General features: G+C 75.1%; 10 protein-coding genes. 4 read left to right on the plus strand and 6 right to left on the minus strand.

From position 1 onward, the window contains the following. The 4 genes from ABT048_RS24545 to ABT048_RS24560 all read right to left on the minus strand — a co-directional run. Positions 1–849: iron-sulfur protein (locus ABT048_RS24545; RefSeq protein WP_350523620.1), on the minus strand; the 849-nt coding region annotated here is incomplete at its 3' end. Positions 850–1,012: 163 nt separating this feature from the next. Next, positions 1,013–1,855, minus strand: a complete 843-nt coding sequence (locus tag ABT048_RS24550; protein ID WP_502894072.1) for a hypothetical protein — start codon at positions 1,853–1,855, stop codon at positions 1,013–1,015. Between the two features lie 202 nt (positions 1,856–2,057). Next, entirely contained in the window at positions 2,058–2,912 is an 855-nt protein-coding gene (locus tag ABT048_RS24555) for a hypothetical protein (RefSeq protein ID WP_350523621.1), read from the minus strand. A gap of 141 nt (positions 2,913–3,053) precedes the next feature. After that, the gene (locus ABT048_RS24560) at positions 3,054–3,689 is read right to left on the minus strand and encodes a nucleotidyltransferase family protein (protein WP_350523622.1); all 636 of its coding nucleotides are present in this window, start codon (positions 3,687–3,689) and stop codon (positions 3,054–3,056) included. A 129-nt stretch (positions 3,690–3,818) separates the two neighbouring features. Between ABT048_RS24560 and moaA the strand changes: the two genes are divergently transcribed. Continuing rightward, positions 3,819–4,814, plus strand: a complete 996-nt coding sequence (gene moaA / locus ABT048_RS24565) for a GTP 3',8-cyclase MoaA (RefSeq protein WP_350523623.1) — start codon at positions 3,819–3,821, stop codon at positions 4,812–4,814. A gap of 95 nt (positions 4,815–4,909) precedes the next feature. Continuing rightward, positions 4,910–6,475: an alpha/beta hydrolase gene (locus ABT048_RS24570; protein ID WP_350523624.1), complete on the plus strand. Its 1,566-nt coding sequence runs from the start codon at positions 4,910–4,912 to the stop codon at positions 6,473–6,475. Between the two features lie 124 nt (positions 6,476–6,599). On the opposite strand, the gene ABT048_RS24575 is transcribed toward ABT048_RS24570, so the two are convergent. Together ABT048_RS24575 and ABT048_RS24580 are read right to left on the minus strand one after the other, a co-directional pair. Continuing rightward, positions 6,600–9,134, minus strand: a complete 2,535-nt coding sequence (locus ABT048_RS24575; protein ID WP_350523625.1) for an ArnT family glycosyltransferase — start codon at positions 9,132–9,134, stop codon at positions 6,600–6,602. A gap of 143 nt (positions 9,135–9,277) precedes the next feature. Beyond that, positions 9,278–10,399: an alpha/beta hydrolase gene (locus ABT048_RS24580; protein ID WP_350523626.1), complete on the minus strand. Its 1,122-nt coding sequence runs from the start codon at positions 10,397–10,399 to the stop codon at positions 9,278–9,280. 179 nt (positions 10,400–10,578) lie between these two features. Here ABT048_RS24580 and ABT048_RS24585 point away from each other — a divergent pair, with 179 nt between their 5' ends. Further along, positions 10,579–11,466: a hypothetical protein gene (locus ABT048_RS24585; RefSeq protein ID WP_350523627.1), complete on the plus strand. Its 888-nt coding sequence runs from the start codon at positions 10,579–10,581 to the stop codon at positions 11,464–11,466. A 170-nt stretch (positions 11,467–11,636) separates the two neighbouring features. Then, a partial coding sequence (locus tag ABT048_RS24590) for a putative Ig domain-containing protein (RefSeq protein ID WP_350523628.1) occupies positions 11,637–12,894 on the plus strand: 1,258 nt, incomplete at its 3' end.

Here is a 12,894-nt window from a genome sequence, read left to right on the forward strand (position 1 = left end):
ATCACCTGTTCCACACCTCCGCGCTCGCCCCCGAGGTGCGTGACGAACTCCGCAGCGGCGGTACGCAGATTCCGCGCGAGGTCTTCTTCGGCGGCCGCCCCCGCTCGGTTCGCCGGAGCCTGCGCCCCCGCTCTCCTCGCCGGGCGCCAGCAGCGCGGACAGCTCGGCCCGCGCCCGATCCGCCTCCCCCAGCAGCCCGCCCGCGTACCAGAGCCCCTCCACCACCGCGTCCGTGGCCATCGCCCACAACACCCGGGGCCCGCGCCGCGTCTCCGGGCGGAAGGCGGCCAGCACCGGCGCCAGGAACCCGCCCAGCGCGCACCGCAGTTCGGCGGCCAGCGCGTCCCCGTCCGGCACCGTGCGGGCCGCCGAGCCCGCCGCCGGGTCGTCCGGCAGGCAGACGAACCCGCCCGGGCGGACGGTCAGCTCCACCGCCTCGGAGCGTCGGCGCAGCGAGACGTCCCCGAGGGCGAGCAGCGGGACGCGCCGCTCCAGGAACCACGGCAGTGTGAACAGCAGCGAGACCGGCCAGACGAAGCGGTGCAGGCCGAAGCCGGCCGCGACGTCCGGGCGCAGCGGCTGCCCGTAGCGGGCGAGGCCCCGCCGGGCGTCGTGGGCGATCAGCTCGCGCACCGCCTCGGGGCGGGTGGCCAGGTCGGCGGCGGGCAGCCAGCCGTCGCCGCGCCGGGGCGGTGCGCAGCGCACGCGCAGGGCGGTGGTGAGTCCGGACAGCCGGTGGTACGAGGCGGCGCCCGGGACGGGGGAGTCCGGTGTGCCGGTGGGGGCGTGCGCCCCGGCGCTGCGGGGGGCGCACGGCGTGGGGCCGGGCCTGGTGCTGCTCGCGGTCATGGGCGGGCCCCATCGGGTCGACCGGGGACCGCCCATGGACCGCCCGGCGGCGCCCCGTGCCGGTGGTGCGGCGGGCGCGGTCGGACCGGGGCATGGCGGTGCCCGGGGAACGGCAAGGCGACCCGGCCGGGGCACTGCTCACCCCAGCCAGGTTAGGCTCACCTTAGCTGATTGTTCCCCGGGTCTCGCTCGCGATGCGTCCGTCCGGGGGAGGCCCCGGCGCGCGGGCGGCGCCCAGCTGGCGCGCGAGCCAGACCGGGACCCCGCCCAGGGCCTGCACCAGCCGGGTCGCCTCGGCGCGCAGCCGCGCGGCCTCGGCCGGTTCGGACACCTCGGCGAGCGCCGCGAGCGCCGGAGCCACCCCCACCGTGAAGCCGAGTTGCTCGCGCAGCCGCAGTGAGGCGTCGAAGCCCTCCCGGGCGTGGCCGCGGTCCCCGCGGGAGAGCGCCAACGCGGCCAGGTGGCGCCAGGTGTACGAGCGCAGCAGTTCGTCCCCGCGTTCGCCGGCGCCCTCGTGCGCGCGGCGGTAGGCGATCCAGGCGGCGCTGCGGTCGCGCAGCAGGTTCTCGGCGACCAGTCCGCGCCGGAAGTCCAGCAGCGGGCGGCCCGGCGCGTCCGGCGGCAGCAGGGCCGAGGTGCGGCCGAGCGCGGCCTGGGCCTCGTCCAGCCGGTCCCGCGGTCCGAGCACGCTCGCCACGTACGCGAGGAAGCCGCGGGCGCAGGCGGCGCCCGCGCGCTGCTCGGTGCCGGCCGCCAGTGCCTCCGCCAGGCGCAGCGCCTGCTCCGCCTGGGTCCAGTTGGCGGCGGTGAACAGGCACTGCTCGATGAGGAGTTCGGCCCGCCCGAGGGCGGCTGCCGGGTCGTTCTCGGCGGTCGGGCGCAACAGTTCGGCGGCCTCCTGCCAGCACGCCCGGGACCTCAGTCGCCACACGGTGTCGCCCGGCTCCTCCGGTGCCGCCCGCCCCCGCCCGTCCGGGCCGCTCGGGCCCCATCCGTGCTCCGACAACGCCACCTCCTTGTGTGCGCCATCCAGCGGGGCGCGGACCCGCCCCTGGGGCCCTGCCGCCACGACCCGTGCGCATGGCAACGGCAGGGCGAAAGGCCCGCGCTGTGGCGGCAATTCAACACGGGGGTGAGCTTGTGCACCAGATCACGAGCGGAGGTTGTTGCTTTCGGTGGAGAAATGATCTAGAGGGGCCTCCGGGTGGTCAGGAGGTCCAGCCGGTCTCCATCAGGGCCTCGGCGGCGCCGTTCGCGGGCTGCGGGACGCCGGCCAGGTCCAGGCTGAACAGGGCGACCAGCAGCTGCTCGCCGCGCACGGTGGCCTGGTGCGAATAACCCGCGAGGGTGAACATCGCGGCGGCCATCTCCTCGGCGTGCAGGGTCTGCAGCCACAGGCACTCGACCGACTTCACGTCGGCCGGCTCGGTCCAGGTGTCGACCTGGGCGACCATCCGGCTGCCCAGCAGGGTGACCCCGTCGCGCTCCTGCGCCTCCGTCAGTTCCAGGTCGTCGAAGCCCAGCCACTCCAGGTAGCGGGCGGCGGTGAACACCGCGTCCTGCGAGGTGCGCACCGGGTGCGGGCGGAAGGGGGCGCGGTGGCGGAACGGGCGGGCGCGGCCGGTGGAGGCGCCGGGCGGCGCGGGCGGGGCGGGCACCGGCGCGCCGATCGGGTGGGCCGGGTGGGGGCGGGAGGCCTGCGGCCCGGGGGCGGCGAGCGGGCCGGCGGTGCCGCTGCCCAGCCGGGTGGTGCGGTCCACCGGCAGCCGGACGGTGGCGCCGCAGTTGCAGGTGAACTCGGGCTGCGGCCACTGGTCGGAGCGGCCGCAGTGCGGGCAGCGCATGCTCAGCCAGGAGTCCTCCCAGGAGCGGAAGCGCACCTGCACCGGCACTCCGCCGCGCAGCAGCGGCACCTTGAGCGAGGCGCCGCAGGGGCAGGGCAGCGAGGGCGGCTCGTAGAGGTGCTCGCGGCGGCAGGCGGGGCAGCGGATCGCCCGGGCGCCACCGCCCGCCCCCGGCCGCGTGGGGTCGTGTCCGGTGAAGTCGTCGGGCAGTCCTGCCATCGCGGGCTCCGTCCGTCGGTGTCGGGTGGGTGGGACGATTCCCATGCTCCCCGAAATGTCCGGCGCTGGGCGCGGAATGGGGCAATCCTCAGGGACGGATCAGGGGCCGCGGGCGGGCGGCCTCCGTCCGGGGGAGGAGGGTCACCCGGCGGACCAGCGGGCCAGGTCGGCGGGGGTGTCGAGGTCGTCCGGGACGGCGACGTCGGCGCACTCGACCAGGACGACCTCCGCCGCGTGCGCCGTCAGCAGGGCGCGGGCGCCGGCGTCGCCGCGGGCGCCCTCGGCCGCCTCGGCGACGTGCCGGGCGCCGATCAGCACCGGGTGGCCGCGCCGGCCGTCGTAGGCCGCCGCGGCCAGCTCCGCGCCCGCCCGGTGCGCGGCCAGCAGCCGGGCGACGGCGGCCGGGGTGACCCCCGGGGTGTCCACCAGCATGACGAGCACCGCCGAGGCCCCGGGGGGCAGGGCGGCCAGGCCGGCCCGCAGCGAGGAGCCCATGCCGCCGGCCCAGTCGGGGTTGGCCACCAGGCGGCAGCCCGGCAGGTGCGCGGTGGCCCTGACCCGCTCGCCCGCCGCGCCCAGCACCACCGTGACGTCCGCGCAGCCGCCGGCCCGCACCACCGCCACCGCGTGCTCCACCAGCGGCCGGCCCCCGTACCGGATCAGTGCCTTGGGACGCCCGCCGAGGCGCCGACCGCCGCCGGCGGCGAGGACGAGGGCGGCGACCGGGGCGGGCCCGGCGTTCGGGGCGGGCCCGGCGGGCGTCGGCGCAGTCTGCATGGCCCCAGCCTGCCCCTGCGGGGCGGGGGCCCGCATTGTGTGAATCCACAAGGCGAAGCCGCAGGTGGCGGCCGGTCCCCGGCGGTTCGGCCGCTGGTCCTGCGGCCCTGCGCCGCCTGTACTGGGTCGATGAACACCGCACCGCGCCCGCTGGTGGACCGTTTCGGTCGGGTCCACACCGATCTGCGGGTCTCGCTGACCGACCGCTGCAACCTGCGCTGCACCTACTGCATGCCGGCGGAGGGCCTCGACTGGCTCGCCCGGGACGCGGTGCTGGGGGACGACGAGGTGGTGCGGCTGGTGCGGATCGCCGTGGAGCGGCTGGGGATCGCCTCGGTCCGGCTGACGGGCGGGGAGCCGCTGCTGCGGCGGGGGCTGCCGGGGCTGGTCGGCCGGATCGCGCGGCTGGGGGTCGAGGTGTCGCTGACGACCAACGGGATCGGCCTGGCGCGGACGGCGACCGCCCTGCGCGAGGCGGGGCTGGGGCGGGTGAACGTCAGCCTGGACACCCTGCGGCCCGAGCGGTTCGCGGCCCTCACCCGGCGGGACCGCCTCGACGACGTGCTGGCGGGCCTCGCGGCGGCGAAGGCGGCCGGGCTGGGGCCGGTGAAGGTGAACGCGGTGCCGGTGCGCGGGGTGAACGAGGACGAGATCGTCGACCTGGCCGCGTTCGCCGTCGAGCACGGGTACGTGATGCGGTTCATCGAGTCCATGCCGCTCGACGCGCAGGGTGCGTGGGACCGTACGGCGATGGTGACGGCGGAGGAGGTCCTGGCCGCCCTGGGGGAGCGGTTCGACCTTGTCCCGGTCGGGCGGCACGGCGGCGCGCCCGCCGAGGAGTGGCGGATCGCGGGCACGGACGCGGTGGTCGGGGTGATCGCCTCGGTGACCCGGCCGTTCTGCGGGGGCTGCGACCGGGTCCGGCTGACCGCCGACGGGCAGCTGCGCAACTGCCTGTTCGCGACGGAGGAGTCCGACCTGCGCGCCCTGCTGCGCGGTGGGGCGGACGACGCGGCGATCGAGCAGGCCTGGCGGGTGTCGGTCGCGGGCAAGGGGCCCGGACACGCCATCGGGAGCGCCGACTTCGTCCGGCCCGAGCGGCCGATGTCCGCGATCGGCGGCTGACGGAGCGTTACGTCCGGGGGGGTCGGCGCCGGGCACGGTGCGACCCGGGTTCGAGGCGGGGCCGGGTCGGATGGTATTCGTGGGCGGTGGCCCCGATGACCTCCCGCTTCCCCAGGTTCCCCCGGCGTACCCTGCCCGCCCTCGCCCTTGGCGCGTCCCTCGCCCTGCTCGCGGGCTGCACCGGCTCCGGCGCGACCGGCCGTACCGGCAGCCGGCCGCCGCTCGACGACCTGGTCGCCGTCGGCACCGCGCCGGCCCTGCGCGCGCTCTACGGCCAGCGGATCGACTGGCGGCCCTGCCCCGACGACGAGGACGGCGGCCAGGACGGGGCGACCATCGAGTGCGCCACCCTCACCGTCCCGCTGGACTACACCGACCCCGGCGGCCGCACCATCGCCGTCGCCCTCGCCCGGCTGCCCGCCGCCGACCCGCAGGCGCGGATCGGCGCCCTCCTGGTCAACCCCGGAGGGCCCGGCAACTCCGGAGTCACCATGGTCCGCGCGGACTGGAAGAGCTACCAGGGGCTGCACGAACGCTTCGACCTGGTCGGCTTCGACCCGCGCGGCGCCGGTGACACCACCCCCGTCCACTGCCTGGACGACCGCACCCGCGACCGGTGGAACGCCACCGACGACCCGGCGTACGACCACGGCCGGGTCCTCGCCGACGCCTGCGTGGCGAGCCACGCCGACCTGCCGCACATCGGTACCCGCGACGCGGCCCGCGACCTCGACGTGCTGCGCGGAGCCCTCGGCGAACGCAAGCTCGACTTCCTCGGCCTCTCCTACGGCACCCACCTCGGCGCGCTCTACGCCGAGGAGTTCCCCGGCCGCACCGGCCGCCTCGTGCTCGACGGCGCCGTCGAGCACGGCACCGACGCGGTGCAGCTCGACGTCGAACAGGCCGTCGCCGGCGAGACCGCGTTCAAGGACTTCGCCGCCTCCTGCGCCACCGACGACGGCGCCGACTGCCCGCTCGGCGCCGACCCGGACGCCGCCCCGGGCCGCCTCGCCGCCTTCCTCGACGGCCTGAGCAACCGCCCGCTGCGCGCCTCCGACGGCCGTACCGTCACCGCCGCCCTCGGCTGGACCGCCGTCCTCAACGTGCTCTACGACGGCCACCGCTCCTGGTACCGGCTGGTCGACGCCCTCGGACCGGCCGTCCGGAAACGCGACGCCGACGCCCTGCTCGGGCTCGCCGACGGCGCCACCGGGCGCGGTGAGAACGGTCGCTACGCGACCGTCGCGGACGCCTACGCGGCCATCTCCTGCGCGGACCTCCCGGCGCCCGACGCGGCGCAGCTGAAGGCGGGCCTCGCCGACCTCGCCGTCCAGGCCCCGCTGACCAGCCGGCACAATCCGCTGACCACCCTGCTCGCCCCGGACTGCCGCCCCTGGCCGTACCGCTCGACCGAACTCCAGCACGTCATCCGGGCGCCCGGCAGCGCCCCGATCCTGGTGGTCGGCTCCACCGAGGACCCGGTCACCCCGTACCCGTGGGCGCAGCGGCTGGCGGCCGGGCTGGAGCACGGCGTGCTGCTCACCCGCGAGGGCGACGGGCACACCGCGTACGACAAGAGCGGGTGCGTCCGGTCGGCCATCGCGGCGTTCCTGGTGGACGGCCGGATGCCGGCGGCGGGGACGCACTGCCCGTCCGACTGAGCGGCTCCGGCGGGCCCGGGCCCGGGCCCGGGCGCGGGCCCGGGTACAGGTGACAGGTACGGGTACGGGAACGGCGGAGGGGGCGCACCGCGCGGACGCGGCACGCCCCCTCGGGGGTTCACGGTCAGGAGGTCGGGGCCGTCAGGTCGTAGAAGGTGGCCGAGCCGACCGTCTTGGCGGTGAAGTGGGCGGCAACCCAGGACTCGATCCGGCTGTTCTCCGACTCCTGCCGCTCACCGCCCTCCGCACTGCCGCCGGCGCCGCCGAAGCCGCCGCCGAAGCCGCCGCGGGAGCCGCCGGCGACGAACCAGTGGACCTTGCCCTCCTGGACGTACTTCTGGAAGCCCGCCAGGCTCAGCGAGGGGTCGGTGCCGTTGAAGCCGCCGAGGGCCATCACCGGCTCGCCGGTGGCGAGTTGGTAGCTCGCGGCGTTCTGCGAGCCGACGGTGGCGGCGGCCCAGGTGTAGTGGTCGGCGTTCTCCTTGAGCAGGGCGGCGGCCTCCTCGCTCACCTTGGTGCCGCCGAGCAGACCGCCCATGCCGCCGCCGCCCATGCCGCCGCCCATGCCGCCGCCGGGGAAGCCGCCGGGGGCCGTGCCCTCGGCACCGGTCGAGCCGGGGGCACCGGGGGCACCGGGGAAGGTGCCGTTCCCGCCGTTGGTCCCGTTGGCGCCGCGCTGGTGGCGTCCGTTCGCGTGGTCCGAGCCGGAGCCCGAGCCGTTGCCGGAGCCGTTGCCGCCGCCCGGGAAGCCGGGGAAGCCCCCGCCGTTCTGCCCGCCGGGGAAGCCCTGTCCGCCGCCCGGGAAGCCCTGCCGACCGCCCTGGCCGGCCTGGCCGCCTTGACCGCCCTGGCCGGCCTGACCGCCCTGGCCGCCCTGACCGAACGAGCGGCCGTTGCCACCGCCGGGGAAGCCCTGCCCGCCGCCCGGGAAGCCCCTGCCGCCCTTGCGCCCGCCGCCGGGCCCGAACGCGCCCTGGACGCCCGGTCCGGCGGTCACGATCGAGCCGGTGTGCGGCGTGTCGACGGTGTCCACCGCGTACGCCGCCGGCCCGCCGAGCGCCGCCGCCAGGCCCACCAGGCCCGCCACCGAGGCGATCCGCGCGCCGGTCCGGCCGGAGGTCCGCCCGGCGAGCTGCCCGCCGACGAGTGCGACCGCCGCCGCCAGCCCGCCGACCAGCACCGCCCAGCGCAGCCACGGCAGGAAGTCCGAGCTGCGGCCGAGCAGCACGAACGCCCAGCCCGCCGTCACCGCGAGCGTGCCGGCCAGCACCAGCGCCCACGGCAGCCGGTGCCGCGCCCGCCACAGCCCGTCCACGCCCATGCCGACCAGCGCCGCGACGGCCGGGGCCAGCGCCACCGTGTAGTACTGGTGGAAGATCCCGGACATGAAGCTGAAGATCAGCGCGGTGGAGAGCAGCCAGCCGCCCCAGACCAGGAACGCCGCGCGGGCGGTGTCGGTGCGGGCGTAGCGGCGGGTGCCCCAGAGGCCGACCAGCAGCAGGATCAGCGCGGCCGGGATCAGCCAGGCGATCTGCCCGCCGATGTCGGTGCCGAACATCCGGGTCAGGCCGGTCTCGCCCCAGCCGCGTCCGCCGCCGGGCGCGGCCCCGCCGGGCAGGTCGAAGCCGGCCGGGAGCCGCCCGCCGCCGCCCACGCTGCCGCGCTCGTTGCCGTCCACCCGGCCGAGGCCGTTGTAGCCGAAGGTGAGCGAGAGGAAGCTGTTGTCCTGCGAGCCGCCGATGTACGGGCGGGCCGAGGCCGGCATCAGCTCGACGATCGCGACCCACCAGCCGCCCGAGACCGCCAGCGCCACGCCCGCGAGCAGGGTCTGCCGCACCCGCCGCCAGAAGCCGGTGGGCGCCACGACCAGGTAGATCACCGCGAAGGCGGGCAGGACCAGGAAGGCCGCCAGGGTCTTGGTGAGGAAGGCGAGGCCGAACATCGCCCCGGTGAACAGCAGCCACCGGGTGCTCGCCGCCTCGGTCGCCCGCACCAGCCCGTACGCGGCCAGGGTCAGCAGCAGCACCAGCAGCGCGTCCGGGTTGTTGAAGCGGAACATCAGGGCCGCGACCGGGGTCAGCGCCATCGCGGCGCCCGCCAGCAGGCCGCCGAGCGGCGAGAAGCGGCGGCGCACCGTCGCGTACAGCACGCCGACGGTGGCCGTGCCCATCAGTGCCTGCGGGGCCAGCACCGACCAGGAGGAGAGGCCGAAGACCCGCGCCGAGAGCGCCATCGGCCACAGTGCGGCCGGGGGCTTGTCGACGGTGATGAAGTTCCCGGCGTCGGAGGAGCCGAAGAAGAACGCCTTCCAGCTCTCGGAGCCGGCCTGCACGGCGGCCGAGTAGAAGGCGTTGGCCCAGCCGGACGCGCTCAGGCCCCACAGGTAGAGGACGGTCGTCGCGGCCAGCAGCGCCAGCAGGGCCGGGCGCACCCAGCGCGGGTCGTCCGCGCGCCCGCGCCAGGCGCGGGCGGGGAGGGTGCGCAGCCGGCCGGACCAGGAGGCGGGGCCCTTGGGGCCGACGGGCGGCAGGGGCTGCTCGGGGAAGAGCGGTGCCCGGTCCGGCCGGACCGGGTCCGGCTCTGGCACCTCCGGCGGCGGGTAGTTCGCGGCCTCGGGCCACGGGTCGCCGGCCGGAGGGGTGTAGCTGCTCGTGGTCATGCGCCATACGGTGCGTGGCCCGACTGAGAGAACCGTGAGACGGCGCTGTGAGACGGGTGTGATCTGCCGGGCGCCCTCGGCCCCGGCGTCTGCTTCGGCCCCGGCGTCGAAGTCGGCGTCGGCGGCCCGGCTAGGCGGCCCGGCTAGGCAGCGGCGGGCATGGTGATGTGCCTGCCCAGCCACTCCAGGGCCGGGGGGATCTCCCGGGTCCAGGTGTGGAAGTTGTGGCCGGCGGTGTCCAGGGTGATGGTGGACATCTTGGTGGGGGCCTTGAAGGCCGCGACCATGGCCTGGGTCTCGTCGTAGTTGTTCTCGTCGTTGGCGGTGGTCAGCAGCAGGTTGACCGGGGCGGCCGGCTGGTTCTTCAGCCGCCACAGCAGGTCGTTCTCCTGCTTCAGCTTGTCGCTGCCGCCGAACAGGTCGCCGGTGGTCGGGTCGTGGGCGGCGCTGTAGTAGCCGGAGAGGGCGACCGCCGAGGGGTACGAGTCGGGCTTGCGCAGCGCGAACTTGAGCGCGCAGTAGCCGCCGGTGGAGTTGCCGATGACGGCCCGGTTCGCCGGGTCGGTGCCGATCCGGTACGTGGTGGCGAGGGCCTTGGGCAGGTCGGTGGTGAAGAAGGTCTCCACCTGCGGGCCGTTCGGCACGTCCACGCACTCGGTGTCGCGGTCGCCTATGAGTGTGGGGCGGGTCATCACCAGGATCGTCGGCGGCAGCTTCTTCCGCTCGATCGCGTCGAGGGTGGAGGCCGGGTACTGCATCAGCGAGATCAGCTTCTCCGGGGTGCCCGGGTAGCCGGTGAGCACCAGGGCCATCGGGAAGCGCTGCTTGGCGAAGTCCGGCTGGAAGTACTGCGGCGGCAGGTAGACGTACGCCTCGGTGCTCAGACCGCTACCGGCTCCTTTGACGTCGACCTTCTGGATCAGCCCGGAGCGCTCGGGCTCCGAGCCCTGCGCCGAGTAGAAGCTCTGCTGACCGGTGACGGCCACCCCGGAGGCGTTCGGGTTGTGGTCCACGACCGTGCCGAGCTTGCCGCTGGTGCCGAGCAGGTCGGTCCAGGAGCTGTAGAAGCCGAAGTAGCTGTTGGCGATCAGGCCCATCGCGGCCAGCACCGACACCTGGGTGACCAGGAACGCGCCGATCCGGCCCGACCAGGCCTTCCAGCCCTTCCCGCCGAACCGCGGCCAGAGCCACATGGTGGCGGCGAAGACGGCGATCGCGAGGACCGAGGCGATGATCTGGAGGGGGAGTCCGGTGAGGCTGAGCACGTGCCCGATCGTAGTTGACCCTGGCGGGCGGGCCGGGGCGGGCCCTTCCGATGATCGTACGGGCCCTGTTGACCGGTGCGGTTCGTACTCGGCAGCATGTCCGTTCGTGTGCGCGCGGGGAGCGCGCGCCGGATGACAACCGGGGTGGGGTCATGAGGTCAGTGAGGTCCGTGAGGTCCGTGTTCAGGTCCGGTCCGGTCGTCGGCGGGTTACTGCTGCTTGCGGCCTGTTCGGGCGGGGGCGGCGGTACGGCCGCGCCGAGTGCGTCGCCGACGCCGTACGGCACGGTGCTCGACCAGGCGCTCGCGCCGGTCAACACCGGGCTGGGGAAGGCGGTGACGGCCAAGACCACGTTCGAGCTGGACACCGCCCTCGCCGGAGTCGAGTCCAACATCGGCCGTGCCGTCCGGAACCTGAACACCGTCACCGCACCGGCCGACGCCGACCAAGCCCGCACCGACCTGGCGAACGGCCTGACCGCGCTCGCCGCCGAGTCGTCGGCGCTGCGCGGCGACGTCCTCCAGCACAAGCTCTGCACCGTCGGGGTCGCCCAGGCGAGGCTCGGCGCCGGTCCGGGCATGGCGGCGGTCTCGGCCGCCCTCAGCAAGCTGACCGCGGCCGGCTACCGAACCGGCCTCGTCGTGCCCCGGTTCCCCTCGCCGCAACCGCAGCTGCGGGTCCTGGAGAACGGGGCACTGGTCCGCGACGGCGGGAAGGCCGGCAAGGGCGCGCTGCACATCGACAACGAAAGGGGCCCGGCGGACGCGGTCCTCACGCTCGCCCAGGACGGGAAGTCGGTCGCCTCGGTGTACGCGGCCAAGGGGCAGAGCACCGCCGTCGAGGGCATCAAGGAAGGCTCCTACGACGTCTACGTCGCCACCGGGGCGGACTGGGACTCCGAGGCGAGGCAGTTCACCCAGGACTGCCGGTTCGTCAAGTACAAGGACCAGTTCGCGTTCCCGAACCCGCAGGGCGGGGCCGGCTGGGACTTCGACCTCACGCCGGTGAAGGGCGCGGGGGGCGCCCAGGCCGAGGGGCAGACCGTGAACTCCGCGCCGCAGCCGTAGTGCGTAACGGGCATACCGGGACGGGTGGTTGTGTCCGGGTGGCACAACAAGCCGTGAGGAGTGGCGAGTTCGGCCAGAACGGTTGACCCCTTGAGGTGGCCATGGCACTTTCGTGCGGCGCGGGCGTCGGCGACCAGTCGTACACCCCGCGATCCCCCACAAGGAGAGCCATGTTCAAGAGACTTGTCGCGGTGGCCGGTACGAGTGCCGTCGTCGCGGGCGGGTTGGCCTTCGCCGCCGCCCCCGCGCACGCCGTCCAGGCGGCCGACCTGACGTCCACCATCGCCCTGAGCAACTGCTCGGCCTCGCTGGTCCGCTACCCCACCTCGGTGGCCGGCGACCGGGCGCTGATGCTCACCAACGGGCACTGCCTGCCGACCATGCCGTCGGCCGGCCAGGTCATCCAGAACGTCAGCGCCAGCCGCAGCGGCACCCTGCTCGACGGCGCCGGCAACAGCCTGGGCACCGTCCAGGCCGACAAGGTGCTCTACGCGACGATGACCGGCACCGACGTCGCGCTCTACCAACTCACCGACACCTACGGCTCGATCAGCTCCAAGTACGGAGCCACCGCGCTGACCGTCAGCGACGCGCACCCGGTCGACGGCGCGGCGATGTACATACCCTCCTCGTACTGGAAGCAGGTCTGGAACTGCTCCGTCAACGGGTTCGTGCCCACCCTCCGCGAGGACGAGTGGACCTGGCACGACTCGCTGCGCTACAGCTCCGGCTGCAACACCACGCACGGCACCTCGGGCTCGCCGATCATCGACTCCGCCAGCGGGCGGATCATCGGCATCAACAACACCGGCAACGACGACGGTGCGATGTGCACCCTCAACAACCCGTGCGAGGTCGCCGCCGACGGCACCACCAAGGCCGTCAAGGGCCAGAGCTACGGCGAGGAGACCTACTGGTTCACCACCTGCCTGAACTCCAGCCGGACCATCGACCTCAACGTGGCCGGCTGCCTGCTCACCAAGCCGGCCGGCAGCGGCGCGGTCTCGGTGACCAGCCCCGGTGACCAGTCGACCGCCGTCGGCGGTGCGGTGAACCTGCAGATCAACGCGTCCGGCGGCACGGCTCCGCTGTCGTACTCGGCGACCGGTCTGCCGGCCGGTCTGTCGATCAACGCCTCCACCGGCCTCATCAGCGGGACCACGACCACGGGGGGCGGCTACCCGGTGACCGTCACGGTGAAGGACGCGGCCGGCAAGACCGCCACCGCGAGCTTCACCTGGACCGTCGTCGGCAGCGAGGGCAACTGCATCCCGGCGCAGCTGCTGGGCAACGCGGGCTTCGAGACCGGTTCGGCCTCGCCGTGGACGTCGAGCTCCGGCGTGGTCGACAACAGCTCCAGCCAGGCCGCGCACGGCGGTTCGTGGAAGGCGTGGATGGACGGCTACGGCTCCACCCACACCGACACGC

The sequence above is a fragment of the Kitasatospora sp. NPDC096140 genome, from assembly GCF_040303045.1.
GTDB lineage: Bacteria > Actinomycetota > Actinomycetes > Streptomycetales > Streptomycetaceae > Kitasatospora.